The sequence below is a fragment of the Fluviicola sp. genome, assembly GCF_039596355.1.
Lineage (GTDB): Bacteria > Bacteroidota > Bacteroidia > Flavobacteriales_D > Crocinitomicaceae > Fluviicola.
Genome location: NZ_JBCNJW010000004.1, coordinates 43,629 through 65,528 on the forward strand (window position 1 = coordinate 43,629; position 21,900 = coordinate 65,528).

A 21,900-nucleotide genomic window follows, 5' to 3' on the forward strand; every position below is an offset into this window, starting at 1 on the left:
AAATATTGGATGAAGATTAGTGTTTATATTGTAGTAGTATTTAGTTTGCTCATTGCCTGTAGCAGTCAGTCGCAAGTGGAAACCATACGCCAAAAAACACCGCTCGACACCTACACATATCCCCTTTTTCAGCATCTCGACACCAACCTGAAGCACCAATACCCGTTTATCCGGTTCGAAAGCAATGATTTCCGGTTCTATTCGGCACAAAGTCCCAACTGGGAACATTTGTTCCAGGATTTCCGGAACATGATCAACGAAAAAAATTGCAAGCTAAACTTCTACCACATCGGGGGATCTCACCTGCAGGCAGACGTATACACACACGATATCCGTACCTACCTGCAAACGCACTGGCTGGGAATTCCGGGTGAACGCGGGCTTGTTTTTCCATTCGACCTGGCACACACCAACAACCCGTGGAACTATGAATTTCACTCCCGGAATCATTGGACAGCCCACCGGAGCGTTAATTTTCACCGACCGGAAGGAATCGAATTCGGGCTAATGGGTGCTGTTGTTGAAACAGCTGATTCCATCGTTGAAATTTCGTTCAATTACGACAAAACAGACGTAAAACCTGGCTTCACCCGGCTTCGCGTGTATCACAACAAAGGCGTATTTCCATACGAACTGAATTTCGGACAGGATGAGATTCTGATCGTCAATAAATTCAGAAACGAGACGCTGGGATACACGGAAACCGTTTTCACCGATCCGGTCGACACTTTCAACCTGCAGTTCACCAAACTGATCGATGTTCCGTACAAATTACAACTCTACGGAGTTCAGCTCAGCAATGCCGCTCCGGGAATTTCCTATACGACCATCGGGATTAACGGCGCTGGTTTGTATACTTATATCGCCAACAAGAACTTCGAGGAACAACTGCGGGAATCACCACCTGATTTCTTTGCTTTTTCCGTCGGAACAAACGATGCCAACGTTCCATACGCGTCTTTCGATCCCGAAGTTTACAAGCGGAACCTCGAAACGATGATCGGAAAAGTGCTGGCAGCAAACCCGGATTGTGCCATTTTGCTGACGGTTCCGAATGATGCCGGATACAAGAAAAAATACCTCAATAAAAACATTGCCCGTCAGCGGGAAGTCATTATCGAACTGGCCAAAAAATACCAGTGTCCGGTGTGGGATTTATACGGAATCATGGGCGAACTCGGTTCTTCCCGGATTTGGAAAGCGCACGGACTCATGCGTGCCGACCTGGTTCACTTTACGGCTCCCGGCTATCATTTAAAAGCGGACTTGTTCATCGATGCGTTTGAAAAATGGCTCGAACAAATGTCTAAAAGAAAATACATCAATTAAACTGTTTTAATACCCCTTATGGAATCGTTGCACCGAATTTTTAGCTTCACACACATGTCAGCAGATGACCTGGCCTTCAACCGCCTCGACTTCTGGATTTTCTTCCTGGCATTCATGGTGCTTTTTAGCTTTCTGCACAAAAACCAGCTGGTGCGCAGTATGTTCATCACATTGGCCAGTTTGTTCCTGTTTTTCAAAACATCCGGGTTCTTTGTTACCCTTTTGGCGCTCTCTGTAACGGTCAACTTCTTACTGGGGAAATGGATTTTCCGGGTAGAGAGTTCCAGCGGACGAAAATGGATCATTGCTTTTTCCGCAATATTCAACTTATTTTTCCTGGGATTCTTTAAATACGCCATCTTTTTTACCGAATCGTTCAATACGATGTTCCATACGGACTATGAAGTTTGGAACTACTTTGCTTTGTTAGGAAACGACCTGTTCGGGGAATACACTTTCGAAACACACATCATGCTTCCTGCCGGGGTAAGCTTCTTCACCTTCCAGTCGATCAGCTACGTGGTTGACATTTACCGCAAGGAAATTCAGCCGGTGAAAAACTACTGGGATTATGCGTTCTATGTAACCTACTTCCCGCACGTACTCATGGGGCCGATCGTACGGGCACGCGATTTCATTCCGCAGATTTACCAGAAATACCAGCTCACTAAAAAAGAATTCGGGGAATCCGTGTTCCTGATCATGAAAGGATTGTTCAAGAAAATCGTCCTGGCCGATTTCGTGGCAACGCATTTCATCAATTCGGTGGTCGACAACCCGGGAGATTATCCGGGCTACTGGAGCGTGATTGCCATGTGGGGTTATTCCCTGCAGATTTACGGCGATTTCTCCGGGTATACCGACATTGCGATCGGGATTTCCAAACTCATGGGCTTCGAACTTTTGCCGAACTTCAACTCGCCATATAAAGCCAACAGCGTAGCCGATTTCTGGCGCAGATGGCACAAATCCCTGGGGTCCTGGCTGAGAGATTACCTCTACATTCCGCTCGGGGGAAATAAAAAAGGGACGGCAGGAACATACATTGCCATCATCGTTATTTTCATCTTCCTGATTTTCATTACCGGTTGGTATGAACTGATCTTCGTATACATCGGGTTGATGAGTTTATACGGAATTGCGATCCTGATCAGTCCGAAAGTCAAAACCTTTATGCACCGTGATTTGAACCTGCTGATCACCATGATTCTCGGGGGATTGTGGCACGGTGCTTCCCAGAATTTCGTGATTTGGGGAGCCATGAACGGATTGGCACTGGTCATCTACAATCACTGGAAAAAGATCTCTCCGTATGAGAAAAGCTCCTGGTGGATTGTGCATTTCTGGAAAATCCTGCTCACATTCAACTTCATCACCTTTACCCGCATCTGGTTCCGCTTGAAGACAGAAGGCGCACCGAACAACATGCTCGACCGCATATTCAATCACTTCGATTTCCAGTGGGAAACCTTTCAAACACTCGCGAATACGTATTACCCGGCATTGCTGATCATGCTCCTGGGCTTTTTCATCCACTGGATGCCGCAAAAATGGAAAGATTTCATGGTCTCCGGCTTCGTGAAAACACCGATGGTTCTTCAAATGTTAATCATTGCTGTTTTTATCGTGATTCTGTACCAGGCCGCTTCCGATTCGTTCCAGCCTTTCGTATATTTGGAGTTCTAAAAAATTGAAAATAGATGGTTCTCGATACTCGCTCCGCGAACTCGAACTGACATCTATTTTCAATTAAGCAATATGGATATGTTACCTATAGTACATTTTCAAGACCTGGGACTGATTGATTACCAGGAAGCCTGGGATTACCAGGAAAAACTCTTTGCTCAAAGCATTGCGCTGAAAATTGAGCGCCGGAATGGAACCAGCGAAGAGGAAACCAAAAATTACCTCTTGTTTTGCGAGCATCCACACGTGTACACCCTCGGAAAAAGCGGAACGGAAGAACACCTGCTCCTGAACCAGGAAGGACTGGATGAATTCGACGCGAAATTCTATAAGATCAACCGGGGAGGCGATATTACCTATCACGGACCGGGACAGCTCGTTGCCTACCCGATCTTTGATCTCGATTACTTTTTTACCGATATCCACAAATACATGCGCTACCTGGAAGAAGCCGTGATCGGCGTTTTGGCTCATTACGGAGTAAAAGGAGAGCGTTCGGAAGGATTTACCGGCGTGTGGATCGATACGGATAAACCGACCGCACGGAAAATCTGTGCCATGGGCGTGAAATCATCCCGCTGGGTGACCATGCACGGAATCGGGTTCAACGTCAATTCAAATCTTTCTTATTTTTCTCATATTGTGCCTTGCGGAATTGAAGATAAAGCAGTAACTTCCTTGCAACAGGAACTCGGAAGACCCGTTGACATGCAGGAAGTGAAAGACCTGCTGCAGGAAAAACTGGCTTCTCAATTCGGATTTACTTACGCACAATAGTCATGAAACGCACCCTACTCAAATGGTTGAAGCGAATCGGTTGGTTTGTTTTGATTCTTTTCCTATCCCTCAACATCTTTGTCGTTCTCAGTGGGCGTTTCTACCTCTACAAAGGAATTTACTATACCTATCTCCAGGGAGAAACATCTCCTACAATCTACGATCTGGATAAGTTCTATAACGCAACGGTAAAAGCACCGGAGAAAAAAGAACCGTGGAAATTCAACCTGGTCAAAGGAGAAGTGCTGAGCAGCGATGATTTGAAATACATGGACACCTGGCGCACCTCTTCGTTTCTGGTTGTGAAAAACAACCAGGTCGTTTATGAGCACTACTGGGACGAACACCATCCGGAAACGGTTTCCAACTCCTTTTCTGCGGCAAAAACAGTCGTGAGTATTCTCATCGGGATTGCGCTGGAAGAAGGGCACATCAAAAGCCTCGACGAACCGGTACGCAAGTACATTCCTGAATTTTCAGGAAAAGGCAAGGAAAAAATTACCATCCGGCATTTGCTCATGATGGCTTCCGGTTTGGACTGGACGGAGAGTGGTAAAAATCCCTTATCCGAAAATGCAGAATCCTACTACGGATGGGATTTGAGAGGTTTGGTGACCCGCCAGCACGCAATCCAGGAACCGGGAAAGGAATTCATTTACCAAAGCGGAAACTCCCAGCTTCTCGGCTTCATCGTGGAAAAAGCAACCGGGAAAGACCTGGCAACCTATGCTTCCGAAAAACTCTGGAAACCGATGGGAGCCGAATCCGATGCATTCTGGAGTCTCGACAAGAAAAACGGAGACGAAAAAGCATTCTGCTGTTTATACAGCACAACGAGAGATTTTGCCCGAATCGGAAAAATTCTTGCCAATCACGGAAAATGGAACGAAAAACAAGTCATTCCAGGTAATTATTTCGATGAAATGGTTCGAAATCCCCAAATGAAAACGGAGGAAGGCGTTCCGAATACCCGCTACGGACTCCACATCTGGACGTATGCCAGCAACGGTCACCCGGTTTATTATTGCCGCGGCATCAAAGGTCAATACATCATCGCCATCCCGGATGAACAACTCATCATCGTGAGAACCGGGCACAAGCGGACCCCAGACGTGGAACGGGAAATTCTCCAACAGGGAAACACGGAAGAAAACCGCGAAAAGATTGGTCACCCGGCAGACTTGTTTGAATACATCCGCATGGGAAGATCAATCGCAGCAGGGAAATAAATCTCCTCTCTGTAAACGAAAATGATCTGATAGTTTTGGGTTAGCCCTTCTATGTGTGTCTATCCCAAAGTCTCGTGACAAGTTGTGGCTTACTAATCAATCATAAATCTTCGTGTTCCTTGTGCTCTTCGTGGTAAAACACCCGTTTTGGCTTTCTACTTCAAAATCTATGTGTTCCATGCGGTTCAAATACCCTGAGAGCAGAACGAAACAACAAATTAAGTCCGTCGAAACGCGGTACACATGCTATCTATCTGCTCCATGTGGTTTACACCACGCAGTAAGTCGTAACAAAACAAGCCAGTAATCATCTTCAGGGATTAGTACGATAGAATCTCATAGATGTCTGGCCGGAGTTGAAGCACAAATGATTACCTTTGCAGTTCCAAAATCCGGATTATCATGCGTGAAGAACTCAAAAGTCCCCTGGCTGAAAATGTAAAAATGGTGGTCGTACCCGAAACAAACGAAGAAGGAGGAATCCAACACTACGTTTATTTATTGAACCTGCGGGACGATATCATGGAAGGAATCATCATTGCCAGTAAAGGATACGGAGAAGATGTGAATACCGGCGAGAAGGTCAAAACATCTACGCTCCGTCACTCGCTGGAAGTCCTCCTCCCGAATGAAGCTGCCAAAATTGAACCGATCATGGAGGAAGTTTTCGGACTCACAAACGAATACTGGGTTTCTTTCTGGATTGAAGATGTCCTGTATGATAAAAAATTCATCTTCCTGCCGGAAACCATTGATAAGAAGAACTTCATTGAGATTCCGAAACTGGGAGGAAAAGGAATTATGGTCGGCTAAACATGAACCGAAAAAACTACGCTGCTTACTACCTTCCACTCTTTTTCATCCTGCTGAATGTGGTTGTGAAAGGTTTTTTCCTTGGATCTAATTCCCTGGGTGGAGACGAACCGTTCAGTGTATACCATTCCCAGCAATCACTGGACAACCTGTTCGAGATTTTCAGTAACGAGAACAATCCGCCCCTGCACTTCCTGGTGCTGCACTACTGGATCAAATGCTTTGGAATCTCAGAGATTGCCGTTCGCATCCCTTCATTGATCTTCAGCTCATTGACGGTTTTATTCATCTACCGGATCGGGAAGCAGTTTTTCAACCTCCGGATCGCCGTTTATGCCAGTATCATCTTCACTTTTTCCACGTACCAGGTGATGTTCGCCCACGAAGCAAGGGCCTATGCACTGATGGGTTTACTGACGGCCGTTTCCATGTTTTACTATCTGCGGATTATCCTTTTGAAAGACCAAAACAAGTGGAACTTCTGCTGGTTTTTCCTGGCAAATGCCTTGTTGATCTATACCCATTTCTTCGGATTCTTCGTCCTGTTTGTTCAATGCTTCTTCGTGCTTTTCCAGCGAAATCTACTCAAAGAATACAATCGTTTCCTCCTGCTTTTTGTGGGGATCATGCTGTTGGCCTATTCACCGTACCTGACAATCATCCTGTCACGTTTTTCGAGTTCGGCGGGCGGAACCTGGGTTGCTCCCCCAACCGGGATCGATGCTTTTTATGAAATGCTCCGGGCACTCAGCAACGCTCCGGTAACTGCCGTCTTCACGATCGCAGCTCTGGTTGCCGGCCTGATTGTACTGCTGGTAAAACGGAAACAAAATCCCCACCGCATAGCGACACGCCTGGTGCTTTGCTGGTTCTACCTTCCGTTCATTTTCATGTTCGTGATTTCGTTCCGGATTCCCATGTTCCTGGATCGTTACCTGATGTTCGCGGCGATCGGGTTTTGCCTGGTTGTGGCACTTTCTGCCGATTTCATCCTCCAAAAACCAAAACTCCGGTTCCTGATTCCGGGCTTCATTTGTTTGCTGTTTATCGTTTCTGTAAAACCAAACAAATCGAATAAGCGCGAAGTGCGGGAAACAGTTAAATTAGTCAAAAGCCTTGAAAACGACAGCACACTGGTATTGGTAGCTCCGGTTCATTTCTCCCTGAACTTCATCTATTATTACGACCGGACACTTTTTCAGAACCCGGACAATGAATTGGTACAAAGGGAATTGAATAAACGATCACTTTATTGCATCAACAGCCTGGAAAATGTAGATTACAAAAACCGGAAACGCATTGTGTTGGTAGATGCCGCAAGTAATTTTTCTGCGCCAGACAACAACATTCTGAATACGCTTCAAACCGAATTCCGGGAAACGAACAAACAGCACATCGAGGAAATTTTTGACATTTACGAATTCGAACAAAAAAAATAAACCAAAGAAGGCGCGCCATGCATGGCGCGCCTTCTTTTATATCAAGATTTATTCGTCTCTTAAAGAGTTCCTCTCTTCTCTTGCTCTCTTTCGATGGATTCGAACAGTGCTTTGAAGTTTCCTGCCCCAAAACCACGTGCTCCCATTCGCTGGATAATCTCAAAGAATACAGTTGGACGATCTTCCACCGGCTTGGTGAAAATCTGTAACAAATATCCTTCATCATCCGCATCGATCATAATTCCCAGTTTCTGCAATTCGTTGATATCTTCCTTGAATTTAGACATGTGGTCTTTCAAACGCTCCGGAATCGCATCGTAATACGCTTGCGGAGGCGTTGACAAGAACTCCACTCCACGGGAACGCATATCTGCTACCGTTTGGATGATATCGTCTGTAGCAACCGCTAAGTGTTGTACTCCTTCACCTTCGTAAAAATCAATGTATTCTTCAATTTGAGAACGTTTTTTACCTTCTGCCGGCTCGTTGATCGGGAATTTGATTCTTCCGTTTCCGTTCGACATTACCTTCGACATCAACGCGGAATATTCCGTTGTGATTTGCTTATCATCAAATGACAGGAAATTCACAAATCCCATGATGTCTTCAAACCATTTCACCGCTTCATTCATTCTGTTCCAACCGGTATTTCCAACCATGTGGTCAATGAACTTCAATCCAACCGGAGCAGGATTGTAATCAGTCTTGTGTGCGACATAACCCGGCATGAAAATACCGGTGTAGTTTTTACGCTCAACGAATACAAAAACCGTCTCACCGTAAGCTCCGTAAATTCCGGAACGAACCACTTCACCATGCTCATCAGATTCAACCATCGGTTCGAAGAACGATTTCGCTCCTCTTTTGGTCGTTTCTTCATAGGATTTTCTGGCATCTTCTACCCACAATGCAATCACTTTCACTCCGTCGCCGTGTTTCTTCACGTGTTCTCCGATCGGTGAATCGCTGGTCAGAGCCGTTGTCAATACAATTCGAATTTTGTCTTGCTTCAATACGTAAGACGCGCGGTCTTTCACACCTGTCTCCAATCCGGCGTATGCCAAATCCTGGAAACCAAATGCCGTTTTATAGTAATGCGCTGCTTGTTTCGCATTTCCCACGTAAAACTCCACGTAGTCTGTTCCAAGCAAAGGAAGGAAGTCTTGTGCTCCTTCAAAAATTTTCTCTAATCCGTATTCAACGTTTTTAATTTCGGTACTCATATCTTTTTATTTAAATGTTTTTGCCTCTCCCCTTGAGGGGAGATTGAGAGAGGTGGTCCATTCCCATCCCCCTTTGTCCCCCTTCAAAGGGGGAAGTGTATTCTAAAGCCAGCTCGTTGCGTAAGATTCATCTTCCATGTCGATCGCTGCCTGCGTTAATTTTAAAGGCTTGAACGTGTCGACCATCACAGCTAACTCTTTGGTTTCTTTTTGTCCGATGCTTCGCTCGTAAGCTCCCGGATGAGGTCCGTGCGGAATTCCTCCCGGGTGCAGGGAAATGTATCCCTTCTCCACGTGGTTTCTGCTCATAAAATCTCCATCCACGTAATACAGCAACTCATCCGAGTCAATATTACTGTGGTTGTACGGAGCTGGAATCGACAGCGGGTGGTAATCATACAAACGCGGAACGAAGGAGCAAATCACGAAGTTGTGTCCTTCAAACGTCTGGTGTACGGGAGGCGGTTGGTGTACACGCCCGGTAATCGGTTCGAACTCGTGAATCGAAAAGGCATACGGGAAGTTGTAACCGTCCCAGCCCACTACATCAAAAGGATGTGAAGCGTATTGCAATTCGTGCAGCACGTTTTCCTTTTTGATCAGAATGGTGAAATCTCCCAGCTCATCGTGTGTTTCAAGCTCGGAAGGTCCTCTTAAATCGCGTTCACAGTATGGAGAATGCTCCAAGAGCTGACCGAAATTGTTGCGGTAGTTTCTCGGAGTGTAAATCGGGGAGAATGATTCCACGATGAACAAACGGTTTTGCTCTGTGTCGAACTCGATCTGGTAAATCATTCCGCGCGGAACCACCAGGTAATCTCCGTAGCTAAACGGAATATTTCCCATCATGGTGCGCAGTTTCCCGCTTCCTTCGTGAATAAAGATCACTTCATCCGCGTCGGCATTCTTGTAGAAATACGTCGTCATAGACTTCTTCGGAGCGGCAAGAGCAATGTTCAAATCATTGTTGAATAGCACGATCTCACGCGATTCCAGGAAATCATCTTTCGGAGCCACGTTGAATCCTTTCAACATGCGGGAAGTGATGTTTTTATTCACTGCCGGCACAGGAGTCAAATCCTTGAAAGTCTTCACCGATTTAACCATCGTTGGACGGTGCACGTGGTACAATAGGGACGAAAAACCGTGAAAGCCTTCCGTTCCGAAGAGTTGTTCGTAGTACAATTCGCCCGACTCTTTTCGGAACTGTGTATGTCTTTTAGGGGGAAACTTCCCCAGGCTATAGTAAAAGGGCATGTTTTATTCAATTATTTTATTAACATTCAACAAACAAAATACAGGCACCTCATTCCGGCTTGCGGATGAGTAACCACGTTAGTTTTAGTGTCAATTCCAACCACATAGTATCTGAAAGTTACGCAAAAATACCGACAAAAGATGTTATAAAAAATGAGATTTGTCAGTTTTTGGACAGCCAATGAAACTTTTATTCGCAGGAAAAAAAATTATCTTTGCTCGCAAATTGCGCCCCATGAAAAAAATTCTTGTTTTAGGTTCCTGCGGACAGATCGGTACCGAGCTGGTATTGACGCTTCGCGAGAAATTCGGCACCCAGCAGGTTGTTGCAGCCGATTTGAAGGAAGAATGCCCTGAAACGCTTGCCAACGGACCTTACGTTCGACTGGATGCCCTTGATAAAGAAACCGTTCGAAACTATGTTATCGAACAACAATTCTCCGATGTGTACCTGCTTGCGGCACTGCTTTCGGCTACTGCGGAGAAAAACCCGGATTTTGCCTGGAAACTGAACATGGAAAGCCTATTCACGATCCTGGATTTGGCAAAAGAAGGTCATATTTCAAAAATCTTCTGGCCTTCGTCTATTGCCGTTTTCGGCCCTACAACCCCACGCCAGGACACACCTCAATATACCGTAATGGAACCGAGCACCGTTTACGGAATTTCGAAACAGGCAGGAGAACGTTGGTGCGAATACTACTTCAATAAGTTCGGAGTAGACGTCAGAAGTATCCGTTACCCGGGATTGATCTCCTACAAAAGCCTTCCGGGAGGAGGAACCACAGACTACGCGGTCGATATCTACTACAAGGCAAAGGCAGGTGAACATTTCACTTGTTTCCTGAAAGAAGACACGGCCCTTCCGATGATGTTTATGGATGATGCTATCCGCGCCACCATTGAACTGATGGAAGCTCCGAAAGAACAGGTCAAAGTGCGTTCCAGCTACAACCTTTCGGCACTGAGTTTTACTCCGAAACAGATCTTTGAAAGCATTCAAAAAGAAGTTCCTTCATTCACCATTGATTACCAGCCAGACTTCCGCCAGGCGATTGCGGATTCATGGCCGGCATCCATCGATGATACCCGCGCGAGGGTAGATTGGGGATGGGAAGAGCGTTACGATTTAGACAAAACGACTAAGGAAATGTTAAATAACCTTTAATTTGGGTCAATTTTCTGTAAACTCCTGATTGTTAATCGACAAAAAGGAGCACTTCAGCGAAATTTTTGATCTATTTAGGTAACTGTAACAAAATAATTCTATCTTTAGATTGCGCTACAAAACTAATTCAAATCATGTGGAAATATAAACAAGTCGGACTCATTGTTTTATTCCTGTCTCTACTAACTGCTGTTAAAGCATCCACATTCACGGATCAAGATGGCAAGATTAATGTTACTGACGAGAAGGGAAGAAAACAGGGTAAGTGGATTTACTATGGTAAAGACCGTCCCGAATCCGGTATTCCTTCAAACGGGAAAGTGGAAGAGGGAAAATATATTGATGACCGCAAAGAAGGTGTCTGGGTAAAATATCACAATGATGGTGTGACCCCTTCACTGAAAGGAACTTATGAAAACAACCGCCCGAAAGGACAGTTTACACGTTACTGGCCGAACGGAGAAATCAAAGAAAAAGGAATTTTCGAGAAAAATATTTATAAAGATTCACTGATCCGTAAATACGAAAACGGACAGGTTTCTTACCAGGGATTCTATAACGAAATCGGGAAAGAGAACGGAAAAATCCGCTACTATTACCCGAACGGACAGCTGGAATACGAGTATGACGCTAATAACGGAGTCATTACCGGAAAAGCCGTGCGTTATTACGAAAACGGAGACATCAAGGAAATCGCTTATTATGACGGAAGCGGAAATCAAACCCGATCCGAGCAGAAAGATCCGGTGAACCCGATGGTCAAAGTAAAAGAGCCGGGGCAGTCTAACGAAAAAGCGCCTGCTATTTCCGGAACGCCGAAAACACAGGGTGTCAAATGGGCTCCGAACGGTTATAACAAAGTGTATAACAACGGCGGTGAAATCTGGCAGGACGGTGAATTCAAAAACGGTGCTCTCTGGGATGGAAAAGTATACGTATACGATACCGACGGAATTCTTCTGAAAGTACGAGTTTACAAAAACGGAGTGTACCACTCAGACGGACAGCTCTGAAACAACATAAAAGAAATTAAAAATCCCCTGCATTTCGGCTCCGCTCAATGACAGGGGATTTTTGTTTACAGGGCATTCCTATATTCCGGAATTTCGCTACTTTCGCCTCATGTCCAATGAAATCAATAAACTTTCTATTATCGTTCCGGCCTATAATGAGGAAAAGACCATTTTGAGTGTCATCGGATTATTGGAAAAAATAAACCTTACGGGTGGAACACAAAAGGAAATCATCCTCATTGATGATCATTCAAAGGACACGACTTCTCAACTCGTAAGTGATTACATCCAACAAAACCCGGATTCACCGCTGGTGTTCTTTTCACAGCCTGTAAACCAGGGAAAAGGCGCTGCAATCCACAAAGGAATCGAGCTGGCTTCCGGGAATATCATCGTAATCCAGGACGCGGATCTGGAACTTGTTCCGGAAGAAATCAACCTGCTTTTAGCGCGTTACCTGGAAGCTCCGAACCAGATTGTTTACGGTTCACGTTTCCTGGAAGACAAACATTCGAAAACAAACTTTCTGTGGCACATTATGGGAAATGGCTTCCTTACACGCCTTTCCAACCTGTTTTCGGGCTACCGGCTGACGGATATGATGACCTGCTATAAAATGGTTCCCGCAGACGTGTTGAAATCATTGAACCTGAAGGAAAAACGCTTTGGCTTCGAACCGGAAGTGACGATGAAACTCTCGAAAGTCAAATCATTGAATATTCACGAAGTTCCGATCACCTATATTGCCCGGAACAAAGAAGAAGGGAAGAAAATTTCCTGGAAAGACGGTGTGAAGGTGATTTACTGCATCGTACGGTATAAAATTGGGAATTAATTCAATTCCGACCTTCTGAAAACATCACAATCCGCATTTTTTCCATAAGAATTCTGAAAAGTTTTCACTCGAATTCACAATAGATGATGTTCTACCCGACTCGCCAATGACACATCGTGGCGACTGGTAAGCGCCACCAGACATTTGCGCATTTGCGGGAAGAATAGCACTTCTGTTCTGGTACAAAGTACCGTGGTTGAAAAACCAATTTTATGAAACGCCAAGAAAAAAAGGACTCCAAGGTGTTTCAAAAATCATGGTCAAACCTACTTTTTACTTGTAATCGCTTTGATCGTTGCGCGGAAATCATCTATTTCAAAGGCTTTATTTTCCGGGTTCCAGATGAAAACCGTGATTTTCTCCGTTCCGTCTTCTGCCGGGTTGTATTCTTCTGCGATGTCAAATCCTGCCCATTTTCCGGTTCCTTCGCGGTAATAATTGTAGAACGGACAACCTGCGTAATGCACGATTTCCCCGGATCGGGAGGTTCCCTGGAAGATTAGCGAAACACCTTTCCAGTCGGTAGTTGCCTGCATTAATTTTTTGTTGGCGTGAATCTCCAGGTAAAAACGGCAGTGCTGGTAGGCTGTTGGAATTTCGAACACCAACTCCGTCCACGGATCAGACCCCACTCCTACTTTGCGGTATCGCTCTTTTCCTTTCATCAAATCGTACGTTGCGAGGATTTTCCCGTAAGGCTGGCAATTCGTCAACACTACGTATTTCTCCTTCGTCTGCGTATCAAAATCAAACAGGCTTTTCCAATAGGTCACTGCCGTAAATTTCTGAACCGGGTAACTATTCGCAATCTTCTGATACGTACGGATAGCCATGTAGCCGACAGGAAGCACCAGTAAGCCATACACCACCCACGAACGCCGGAATAAACGCACAAAGTACATCAGTAGAAAAGCAGTGATCACCTGGTACTCCGTAAATCCACGATGCCCGAAGAACAACTGGTAATCCCAGCACCACCAGGAAGATAAAACAAAGGTGATGCATCCCAGAGCAATCAGCAGCATCGAAATTGGAAAGGTTTCTCTTCGCCAGAAAGCGAATATCCCGACCATTCCGAAAAGAACCAAAGGTGTGTGCAGCAAAATTCCACAGCGGTAGCTGATCCACGTTGCCAGCCAGTGTGAGCCATTGAAGATGAATCCTTCTCCCTGGTATGACCAATAGAGAAAATGCCCTGTTTGCCAGTAAGTTAATAGCGGAAGCACTGAGACCGGAATCAGGAACGCAACACATGCTTTAACCAGTTTCCCGTTTCTGAGCGCAAATAAATCCGTAAACAACGCTTTCAGCGTCTTCCAATCCTTTGCCAGGAAAGGCAGGATCAGGAAGAAAAGCAAGTTTGTGGGCCGCACCAGGAACAATACTCCGCTTACTCCTGCAAACCACAGCAACGAGCTTGTTTTTCCTTCGTTTTTCCACTTTAGGAAGTAATACATCCAGACATTGACCAAGAAAAAGGTGTATTGGTGCGATAATGCAGGATAAAAGAATGCCTGGTAGCCGATGTTGGTCGCAAATACCGTCAGAAAGGCGATCAGCCACGTAAAACGCGTTTGCCCGAAGTAATTCGCCAGGTTGGATTTCAACAGCAATACAGCCAGAAACAGGAGCAATACATTCGTCCAGAAGAAAAAGTACAAATGGGTGTCGGAGTAACCGTGAAAGGCATTTCCGAGCAGGAAATCCATACCACAAGCCACTAGAAACGAAGGGGTTTGCAGTATAGCTACTCCCGGGTAGCATTTATTGACATGCTTTCCTTCTTCGGTTTTGAGAATGTAATTCTGGGGAGGTTTCCCCATCACCTGTTCTTCCTGCTGCAGCGTTTTCCGGTAATCATTCTCGCCCTGAAACAGCGCCGGAAGAAAGTAATAATAGCCTTTTCCGTCCGAATTGATGACCTCGTTCCGCCAGTGCTTTCCATGACTTTTCAGCACGAGAACTCCCGCAAGCAGGAAAATCGAAGCCAGAAGAAGAATGCGGACGTGCGACCGGAGGAATTGAATCATCCTTCGAAGTTACGGTTTATCCCAAAAAGTAGGTTCTTTGAAGCGGATAATTGACATGAAATTGGTACTCACTTCCCGGATGATGATCGAATAAATCAAACCGGTCAAACCACTGTAAACAAGCTGGTACTCGGTGATGAACACCCCATCTTTATAAACCAGTTTTGATTGAAGATTCCCGAACGCATCATAGGTAAAACGGCATTCGGAGGTCGGAACAGGGTCGGTATTTTTGTAGACTGAAATATTTTCGATCCAGCCTTTATCGGAATATTTGTATTTGGTCGTGATGCGGTTCCGGGTGATGGTAAACAATTCCTCTTCCCGCGACAAATAACCCAGACTGTCGTAGTATTTCGTTACTTCCATGTACTGGTTTCCGTAACTGTTGAAGACTTTTTTGCGGTATTGCCCTTCATACACCTGGTAATCCATCGTTTCGGTGTTCCAGAGAATGCTGCGTTCGATGAAGGGATTCAACAGGCTGTGCATCGTGTCAATATCGCGGTACACTTCCTCTTTTACCACCTGACCGTCACCGTTGTAAGAGTAATAGGTCGACAAAAAGCCTTTCTTCTGGCTGATTCGCTTCCGAACCATTCTTCCGTCCCGCGTATAATCGTAGAAGCGTACCGTGGTGTCGGTCGCACCTTCCCCTTTTGCCGTTTGGTAATGACGTACGAGGTTTCCAAGCGTATCAAAGTCGAATACATACACAAAATTCGATTCGCGCATGATATCCCCCTGCTTTTTGAAAGTAAATGTTCCGCGGATCTCCTTGATTTTACTTCCTTTGATAAATCTCGTATTGAAAAAGGGTGCATCGGTTAAAGCCACACCTTTCGAATTATCAAAAAGCTGCGCCGATACGTTGTTTGCCAGTAAAGTAAGGATGAAAAAAAAGCTATACTTCAAAAACATAACGCAAAAATGGGTTGAATTTTGAAGCATAGCTCAATTTTAAGAAAAATTGCAATCTTGTTTACAGCCAGGAAATAACGAAGCTAAATCCAAGCATCCCGACCAATGCAATGATCAATACAATGACTGTCAATGGCGATAATTTGATTTTTTCCTGTTCGTGTTCTGCCGGAGAAACAATCGTTCCGATCACTTTCAGGTAGTAATAAATACTGATCGCAGAATTGATCAGCGCAATAATTACCAGCCAGGAAGCACTTGCCCAGGCATTAGAGAACACGATGTACTTTCCGAAGAATCCGGATGTAGGAGGAATTCCGGCCAAAGACAAGAGGGAAACAATTCCCACAATTGCCAGGAACGGATTGCGTTTCCCCAGACCTCTCAATGCTTCGATGCGGTCTTCCTGGTCGTTTACAGCCAATCCTACCGCGATAATTCCAACGATGGAGAATCCGTAAGCGAACATGTAGAACCACAAATCCGTGAATGCATTCATGCTTCCGCTCACAAATACGAGTAAGGTATATCCAACGTGCGTAATGGAAGAGTAAGCCAATAAACGCTTGAATTTCACCTGGCGCAGTGCAGACAGGTTTCCGACAAACAGTGTGATGATGATCATCACCACGAGCGCATCTTTCCAGAACGTATACAATTCACCCATTCCGAAGCAGATTGCGAACATTTTCAGGAAGGCATAGAATGCAGAGATCTTCACTACCGAAGCCATGAAACCGGTTACCGCATGCGGTGCTCCGTCATACACGTCCGGACTCCAGAAATGGAACGGTGCTGCACCGATCTTGAAAATGAACGAAGCCATGATCAACAGCACACCGATCATCAAAATCGGGCTCAGGGATTCCATTTCCTGGATTTTTGCCTGAATTTCCAATAATTTGAAGGTTCCGGTAGCTCCGTATACCCATGCCAATCCGAATAAGAAAATCCCGGAAGCAAATGAACCTGTCAGGAAGTATTTCAACGATGCTTCGGAAGAACGGGCATCTGATTTGTTGCTTCCCGCCATCACGTAGATCGGAATAGAAAGAATCTCCAACCCGAGGAAGAACATGAACATATCCGTGTAAGCGGTCATGATCATCGCTCCTACTGTTGAGAACATCAGCAATCCGATATACTCTCCGGTGTGTACCGGGTTTTCTTTAAAACGCTCGTAACCGATCCCGATAATCAACAAGGCCAGGACACAAATTGCAAGGCTGTAAATCAATGCCAGTTCATCAAACAACAAGCCTTCGTATTTCAGGAAGTCGAAAAACGCCTTTCCGGTCTGCAGCTGGTTGATCATCACGATGATCCCGCCTAACAGACCCGCCATTGCAGAACCTACAACTAAGAATGGTTTCTTTGCAAAGGCAGCAAATAAGGAAATCAATCCACCGGCAAAAACAATTAATAATGCATCCATATTATAAACCTGAAGGTGTTGAAAGGGTTTCTAAAACTACTTTGATACTCGGATTTACAAAATCCGTGATAGCTGCCGGGTAAACTCCGAAGATGACCACAGCAATAATGATCAGTGCCAAAACGATCAGTTCCGACCAGTGTAAGTCTGCAAAATGATCTCTGGTAACCGGTCCGTACATGCTCAACTGGTATGCGCGGAACGTGTAAACAGCTCCGAGAATCAGGGTTGTTCCCGCAACGATTCCCACGACCATGTCAAATCCTACCAGGCCTTTCAGCATCAGGAATTCCCCGATGAATCCGCTTGTTAACGGAACGGAAACGGATGCGAAAGCCAATGCTGCGAACCAGAATGCGAATTTCGGAGCTTGTTTTGCAAATCCTCCCAATTCATCCAGGTTTCGGGTTCCTGTTCTGCGTTCGATAATTTCTACTGCAAGGAACAAACCTACTGCAACCAATCCGTGGTTCAGGATTTGAACCATACTTCCGGAAAGTGCATCGAAGTTACAGGTCATGATAGCCGCTGCGATCAATCCGACGTGCGACATGGATGCGAAAGCAAACACGCGCTTGATGTCTTTCTGCTTGACGGCAATGATTGCTGCATAAACCACCCCGATTGTTGCCAGGATAATCACCGGGTACTGCAGGCAGTGAATGGCTTCAGGGAACAACGGAAGCATCCAGCGGATCATTCCGTACAAGGCCATTTTCAGCATAATCCCTGAAAGCAGCATGGTTCCTGCCATCGGTGATTTCGTATAGGTATCCGGCTGCCATGTGTGGAACGGGAATACCGGAATTTTAATCGCAAATGCCAGGAAGAATCCAAGAGCTAACCAGCAAGCTGTTTTACCCGTAAAGACCACTGCTTTCAAATCTTCGATGAAGAACGTCGGTGCGTTTACTTTGATTCCGATCAATGCAGCAAGCATCGCCAGGGATCCTACAAAGGTGTAGATGAAGAATTTGGTCAATGCCGCTTTTCTTTCCGGAGCTCCGAACCACCAGGAAATTAAGAAAATCGGGATCAGGGTGATTTCCCAGAATACATAGAACCACAATCCGTCCATGGAGATAAATACCCCGATCAACCCTAATTGCATGAAGAAGACCATACTTGTGAACAAGCGGTTTTCAGCCAATTCGTTTTTGAAGTTTGAAACCAGGATCAACGGAACCAAAACCGCTGTCAACAATAACATCAACAGGGAAATTCCGTCGTAACCAAAACTCAGTGTAATTCCGTAAAACCACGGCTTCTGCATAAATAAATGCATCGTTCCATCATTGTTGTACTGCATCATACAGGCTATTACAACAACTAAAACGGCAAGCGAACCGATAATTCCGTATGCACGGACTCCCTGTTTCGGGATAATCAATACCGATAACGCAAAGAAAACTGGTAAAATAAATAAAAGTACTTCCACGTCTTAGTTTTTATAATAGATAATGTAATAAACAATCAACCCGATGATTCCGAAGACCATCCACAAGATGTAGTTGTCTGTTCTTCCCGTTTGGATCTTACGGATCAAATCACCGGATTTCCCAATGGTTTTTCCTAAACCGACAACGCTTCTGTGCAAGAATGCTCCTTCGAAATAGTGTGCTCCTTTTTCGGACAACCAAAGTGTCGGTTTCACGAACAGGAAGTCGTAAATTTCATCGAAATACAATTTCATCGCGGAAGCTTTCTCCCAACCTTTCAATTGCTCGTCTGCAACCGGAACGCTGTTTTTCTTCACGTATACGATGTATGTTACAATTGCAATAATCACTGCCATTGCTCCGGCCGCAACCATCAGCATCAAAGTCGTATTCGGGTCTCCGTGCTCAACAGGAGTCATCAATCCGTCTACGTTCTGTGCGTAGTGGTGAGACAGCCAGTGTGTTCCGTTGTGCAGGAATACTCCCGGTAAATTCAATAATCCTCCGAATACAGACAATACTGCCAGGATAATCAGCGGCAGGGTCATGGAAGCCGGTCCTTCGTGTACGTGGTGCTCCTGCTCGTGTGTTCCGCGGAATGTTCCGAAGAAAGTAACGAAGTATAAACGGAACATGTAAATCGCTGTCAGAGCTGAGCTGAACATCAATGCGAAATACACGAATTTGTGTGATTCGAATGCATGACCGATAATTTCATCTTTGGAGTAGAATCCGGACAATAATGGAATCCCGGAGATTGCCAGTGTTCCGATCAGGAACGTGAAGTGTGTAATCGGAATTTTCTTGCGCAATCCACCCATTTTGCGGATATCCTGTTCGTCAGACATCGCGTGGATCACACTTCCTGAACCTAAGAACAACAAGGCTTTGAAGAAAGCGTGCGTTGTAACGTGGAACATAGCCGCCGTGTAAGCTCCCATTCCCAGTGCTACGAACAACATCCCCAGCTGTGAAACGGTTGAGTAAGCCAGTACTTTTTTGATATCGTTTTGACGCATCGCGATGAAAGCCGCCACGATGGACGTTGCCAATCCGATGTACAGCATGATTTCTTTGGTCAGTTCTGCGTGTTCAAACAAGTAGCTTGAGCGAACAGTCAGGAAAATACCTGCTGTTACCATCGTTGCCGCGTGGATCAGTGCTGAAACCGGAGTTGGTCCAGCCATCGCATCCGGCAACCACGTGAACAATGGAATCTGAGCCGATTTTCCGGTTGCTCCGATGAACAAACAGATGGTGATTCCGAAGATCAGGCACTCGGAGATTTCAAATCCTTTTGCCATCACTGCTTTTGCTACTTCAGCATATTCCAGCGTTCCGAATTTTCCTAAGATCAGGAACAACCCGATCAGCAAGCCCAAATCCCCGATCCGGTTCATGATGAATGCTTTTCGTGCCGCCAGGGTGTTTTTGAAGTCCTGGTACCAGAATCCGATCAATAAATACGAACAGATACCTACACCTTCCCATCCGAAGAACAGCATGAAGTAGTTGCTTCCCAATACAAGCACCAACATCGCGAAGATGAAGAGATTCAGGTATACAAAGAATTTATAATAACCCGCATCGTGTTTCATATAGCCCATGGAGAACAGGTGGATCAATGTTCCCACACCTGTAACGATCATCGTCATCCACATGGACAGGTTATCTGCGTATAAACGCGCGTGCAGCGAGAACGATTCTGTTTGGATCATCGTGAACAAATGAGCCGTTACCGGTTTTCCGTGCTGTACGCCCATGAAAGCCATGGTTGCCAGGATAAACGAAACCAGCATTACGCCTGTTGCGATCGTTCCTACGATTGTTTTGGATAAATTTTTTCCGAGAGTACCATTAATGAATGCTCCGATCAATGGAAGCAGCACAATTAACGGGAGTAGTTGTGATACCGACATGTTTTAGTTTTTTAATTTATTAAACAATCGAATATCTACAGAGCGTGTATTTCGGAACAAAAGCACGAGGATCGATAATCCCACCGTTGCTTCTGCCGCTGCCACTACCATGACGAAAAACACGAATAACTGTCCGTCTGCCTGACCAAAATACGTTGAAAAAGCCACTAAAAGCAAGTTCACCGCATTGAGCATCAACTCAATGCACATCAACAAAATGATTGCATTCTTCCGGTAAAGTACTCCGAACACACCAATGATGAACAATGCCGTAGCAAGGACCATGTAGTGCTGGATCTTTACACCTGATTCAAATAATGTCGCTAATAACATAATTACTCTATCGTTTGTTTTTCACGTTTCGCTAATAGAACTGCTCCGACCATTGCTGCAAGGAACAGGACGGAAGAAACTTCGAAAGGAAGTACGTATTTTGTAAATAATACCTGTCCAAGGTTCTCTACCAATCCCACTTTCGGAGAGTTCTCATCGATCATCGGAGCTGCCAGAACAGCATCGCGCATAGCTGCTACCAATACCAGGAACAACCCACCTCCTGCAACTGCCGCACCGATAGTCATCAACGGGGAATGCTTGGGTTCGTTTTCTTTGTTCAGGTTTAACAGCATCAATACGAAGAGGAACAATACCATGATCGCTCCGGCATATACAATGATGTTTACGATTGCGATGAACTGTGCGTTCATCAATACGTAATTTGCCGAAATCAGGAAGAATGTCAGTACCAGGTACAACACGCTTCTCACCGGGTGTTTACTCAAAACGACCATCAAAGCCGTCCCGATTGTCAATCCGCCCAGAATGTAAAATAGATACAATAAATTCATTATGCTGGTCTTTTTCCGGTTAATTGTCTCTTACTGATGTCTACGCGCTGATCAACCGGTTCTACCAGTTTGTCTTTCCCGTAAACAAAATCATTGCGCTCAAAATAGGTCGGAACGATGCGATCTGTTAAGAAAATCGCTTCTTTCGGACAAGCTTCCTCACACAATCCGCAGAAAATACAACGCAGCATATTGATTTCATATGTGGTGGCGTATTTCTCTTCTCTGTACAGATGCTCTTCTCCTTTTTGGCGCTCTCCGGAAGTCATGGTGATTGCTTCCGCCGGACATGCTACTGCGCACAATCCGCAAGCCGTGCAATTTTCACGTCCCTGCTCATCACGCTTCAACACGTGCTGTCCACGGTAAACAGGTGCAAATTCGCGTTTCTGCTCCGGGTATTTTACCGTGTTGTTTTTCATGAACAAGTGCTTCAGGGTAATCCACATACCTCCCAAAATTGCCGGGAAGTAGAGTTTCTCCTTGAAGGTCATTTGCTTGTTCGAAACAACTTTTTTGCGATTTGATAAACTTTCCAT

At 45.2% G+C, this 21,900-nt stretch carries 19 protein-coding genes; 9 read left to right on the forward strand and 10 right to left on the reverse strand.

Annotated features, from left to right (window positions below; genetic code table 11):
* Positions 1-9: 9 nt before the first annotated feature.
* The 6 genes from ABDV94_RS10095 to ABDV94_RS10120 all read left to right on the forward strand — a co-directional run bounded on the left by ABDV94_RS10095 (position 10) and on the right by ABDV94_RS10120 (position 7,273).
* Positions 10-1,329 (forward strand): GDSL-type esterase/lipase family protein, encoded by a 1,320-nt coding sequence (locus ABDV94_RS10095; protein ID WP_343607049.1) that lies wholly within the window; start codon positions 10-12, stop codon positions 1,327-1,329.
* A gap of 54 nt (positions 1,330-1,383) precedes the next feature.
* The gene (locus tag ABDV94_RS10100) at positions 1,384-3,015 is read left to right on the forward strand and encodes an MBOAT family O-acyltransferase (RefSeq protein ID WP_343607051.1); all 1,632 of its coding nucleotides are present in this window, start codon (positions 1,384-1,386) and stop codon (positions 3,013-3,015) included.
* Between the two features lie 78 nt (positions 3,016-3,093).
* The gene (lipB, locus tag ABDV94_RS10105; protein ID WP_343607053.1) at positions 3,094-3,792 is read left to right on the forward strand and encodes a lipoyl(octanoyl) transferase LipB; all 699 of its coding nucleotides are present in this window, start codon (positions 3,094-3,096) and stop codon (positions 3,790-3,792) included.
* Positions 3,793-3,794: 2 nt separating this feature from the next.
* Positions 3,795-5,021: a serine hydrolase gene (locus ABDV94_RS10110; protein WP_343607055.1), complete on the forward strand. Its 1,227-nt coding sequence runs from the start codon at positions 3,795-3,797 to the stop codon at positions 5,019-5,021.
* 402 nt (positions 5,022-5,423) lie between these two features.
* Positions 5,424-5,834 carry a hypothetical protein gene (locus ABDV94_RS10115; protein ID WP_343607057.1) on the forward strand — a complete coding sequence of 137 codons (411 nt, stop codon included), beginning with the start codon at positions 5,424-5,426 and terminating at the stop codon, positions 5,832-5,834.
* 2 nt (positions 5,835-5,836) lie between these two features.
* Entirely contained in the window at positions 5,837-7,273 is a 1,437-nt protein-coding gene (locus ABDV94_RS10120) for a glycosyltransferase family 39 protein (protein WP_343607059.1), read from the forward strand.
* A gap of 59 nt (positions 7,274-7,332) precedes the next feature.
* On the opposite strand, the gene hppD is transcribed toward ABDV94_RS10120, so the two are convergent.
* On the reverse strand, positions 7,333-8,496 hold the full coding sequence (gene hppD / locus ABDV94_RS10125; RefSeq protein ID WP_343747058.1) for a 4-hydroxyphenylpyruvate dioxygenase: 1,164 nt from the start codon (positions 8,494-8,496) through the stop codon (positions 7,333-7,335).
* A 102-nt stretch (positions 8,497-8,598) separates the two neighbouring features.
* Positions 8,599-9,753, reverse strand: a complete 1,155-nt coding sequence (locus ABDV94_RS10130; protein WP_343747059.1) for a homogentisate 1,2-dioxygenase — start codon at positions 9,751-9,753, stop codon at positions 8,599-8,601.
* A 235-nt stretch (positions 9,754-9,988) separates the two neighbouring features.
* Between ABDV94_RS10130 and ABDV94_RS10135 the strand changes: the two genes are divergently transcribed.
* The 3 genes from ABDV94_RS10135 (at position 9,989) to ABDV94_RS10145 (ending at position 12,769) form a co-directional block, all read left to right on the forward strand.
* Positions 9,989-10,921 carry an NAD-dependent epimerase/dehydratase family protein gene (locus ABDV94_RS10135; RefSeq protein ID WP_343747060.1) on the forward strand — a complete coding sequence of 311 codons (933 nt, stop codon included), beginning with the start codon at positions 9,989-9,991 and terminating at the stop codon, positions 10,919-10,921.
* 134 nt (positions 10,922-11,055) lie between these two features.
* Positions 11,056-11,934: a hypothetical protein gene (locus ABDV94_RS10140; protein WP_343747061.1), complete on the forward strand. Its 879-nt coding sequence runs from the start codon at positions 11,056-11,058 to the stop codon at positions 11,932-11,934.
* Between the two features lie 109 nt (positions 11,935-12,043).
* Positions 12,044-12,769, forward strand: coding sequence for a glycosyltransferase family 2 protein (locus ABDV94_RS10145; protein ID WP_343747062.1), 726 nt, complete (start codon positions 12,044-12,046; stop codon positions 12,767-12,769).
* A 266-nt stretch (positions 12,770-13,035) separates the two neighbouring features.
* On the opposite strand, the gene ABDV94_RS10150 is transcribed toward ABDV94_RS10145, so the two are convergent.
* From ABDV94_RS10150 to ABDV94_RS10185, 8 genes are all read right to left on the reverse strand, one after another.
* Entirely contained in the window at positions 13,036-14,799 is a 1,764-nt protein-coding gene (locus ABDV94_RS10150; protein WP_343747063.1) for a hypothetical protein, read from the reverse strand.
* A 9-nt stretch (positions 14,800-14,808) separates the two neighbouring features.
* Positions 14,809-15,720 (reverse strand): hypothetical protein, encoded by a 912-nt coding sequence (locus tag ABDV94_RS10155; protein ID WP_343747064.1) that lies wholly within the window; start codon positions 15,718-15,720, stop codon positions 14,809-14,811.
* Positions 15,721-15,781: 61 nt separating this feature from the next.
* Positions 15,782-17,155: an NADH-quinone oxidoreductase subunit N gene (locus tag ABDV94_RS10160; RefSeq protein ID WP_343747065.1), complete on the reverse strand. Its 1,374-nt coding sequence runs from the start codon at positions 17,153-17,155 to the stop codon at positions 15,782-15,784.
* A gap of 1 nt (position 17,156) precedes the next feature.
* Positions 17,157-18,593: an NADH-quinone oxidoreductase subunit M gene (locus ABDV94_RS10165; protein ID WP_343747066.1), complete on the reverse strand. Its 1,437-nt coding sequence runs from the start codon at positions 18,591-18,593 to the stop codon at positions 17,157-17,159.
* A 3-nt stretch (positions 18,594-18,596) separates the two neighbouring features.
* Positions 18,597-20,513 (reverse strand): NADH-quinone oxidoreductase subunit L, encoded by a 1,917-nt coding sequence (gene nuoL / locus ABDV94_RS10170; protein ID WP_343747067.1) that lies wholly within the window; start codon positions 20,511-20,513, stop codon positions 18,597-18,599.
* A 3-nt stretch (positions 20,514-20,516) separates the two neighbouring features.
* A complete protein-coding gene (gene nuoK / locus ABDV94_RS10175) occupies positions 20,517-20,846 on the reverse strand; it encodes an NADH-quinone oxidoreductase subunit NuoK (protein ID WP_343747068.1) in 330 nt (109 codons plus the stop codon).
* 2 nt (positions 20,847-20,848) lie between these two features.
* Positions 20,849-21,361 carry an NADH-quinone oxidoreductase subunit J gene (locus ABDV94_RS10180; RefSeq protein ID WP_343747069.1) on the reverse strand — a complete coding sequence of 171 codons (513 nt, stop codon included), beginning with the start codon at positions 21,359-21,361 and terminating at the stop codon, positions 20,849-20,851.
* Positions 21,361-21,855: an NADH-quinone oxidoreductase subunit I gene (locus tag ABDV94_RS10185; RefSeq protein ID WP_343747286.1), complete on the reverse strand. Its 495-nt coding sequence runs from the start codon at positions 21,853-21,855 to the stop codon at positions 21,361-21,363. Before ABDV94_RS10185 ends, ABDV94_RS10180 begins: the two co-directional genes overlap by 1 nt.
* Positions 21,856-21,900 lie beyond the last annotated feature (45 nt).

Bases quoted from the DNA above. Each gene is read 5' to 3' on its own strand.
- ABDV94_RS10095 (WP_343607049.1), top strand. From the start codon at position 10: ATGAAGATTAGTGTTTATATTGTAGTAGTATTTAGTTTGCTCATTGCC.
- ABDV94_RS10100 (WP_343607051.1), top strand. From the start codon at position 1,384: ATGTCAGCAGATGACCTGGCCTTCAACCGCCTCGACTTCTGGATTTTC.
- lipB (WP_343607053.1), top strand. From the start codon at position 3,094: ATGTTACCTATAGTACATTTTCAAGACCTGGGACTGATTGATTACCAG.
- ABDV94_RS10110 (WP_343607055.1), top strand. From the start codon at position 3,795: ATGAAACGCACCCTACTCAAATGGTTGAAGCGAATCGGTTGGTTTGTT.
- ABDV94_RS10115 (WP_343607057.1), top strand. From the start codon at position 5,424: ATGCGTGAAGAACTCAAAAGTCCCCTGGCTGAAAATGTAAAAATGGTG.
- ABDV94_RS10120 (WP_343607059.1), top strand. From the start codon at position 5,837: ATGAACCGAAAAAACTACGCTGCTTACTACCTTCCACTCTTTTTCATC.
- hppD (WP_343747058.1), bottom strand. From the start codon at position 8,496: ATGAGTACCGAAATTAAAAACGTTGAATACGGATTAGAGAAAATTTTT.
- ABDV94_RS10130 (WP_343747059.1), bottom strand. From the start codon at position 9,753: ATGCCCTTTTACTATAGCCTGGGGAAGTTTCCCCCTAAAAGACATACA.
- ABDV94_RS10135 (WP_343747060.1), top strand. From the start codon at position 9,989: ATGAAAAAAATTCTTGTTTTAGGTTCCTGCGGACAGATCGGTACCGAG.
- ABDV94_RS10140 (WP_343747061.1), top strand. From the start codon at position 11,056: ATGTGGAAATATAAACAAGTCGGACTCATTGTTTTATTCCTGTCTCTA.
- ABDV94_RS10145 (WP_343747062.1), top strand. From the start codon at position 12,044: ATGTCCAATGAAATCAATAAACTTTCTATTATCGTTCCGGCCTATAAT.
- ABDV94_RS10150 (WP_343747063.1), bottom strand. From the start codon at position 14,799: ATGATTCAATTCCTCCGGTCGCACGTCCGCATTCTTCTTCTGGCTTCG.
- ABDV94_RS10155 (WP_343747064.1), bottom strand. From the start codon at position 15,720: ATGTTTTTGAAGTATAGCTTTTTTTTCATCCTTACTTTACTGGCAAAC.
- ABDV94_RS10160 (WP_343747065.1), bottom strand. From the start codon at position 17,155: ATGGATGCATTATTAATTGTTTTTGCCGGTGGATTGATTTCCTTATTT.
- nuoL (WP_343747067.1), bottom strand. From the start codon at position 20,513: ATGTCGGTATCACAACTACTCCCGTTAATTGTGCTGCTTCCATTGATC.
- nuoK (WP_343747068.1), bottom strand. From the start codon at position 20,846: ATGTTATTAGCGACATTATTTGAATCAGGTGTAAAGATCCAGCACTAC.
- ABDV94_RS10180 (WP_343747069.1), bottom strand. From the start codon at position 21,361: ATGAATTTATTGTATCTATTTTACATTCTGGGCGGATTGACAATCGGG.
- ABDV94_RS10185 (WP_343747286.1), bottom strand. From the start codon at position 21,855: ATGACCTTCAAGGAGAAACTCTACTTCCCGGCAATTTTGGGAGGTATG.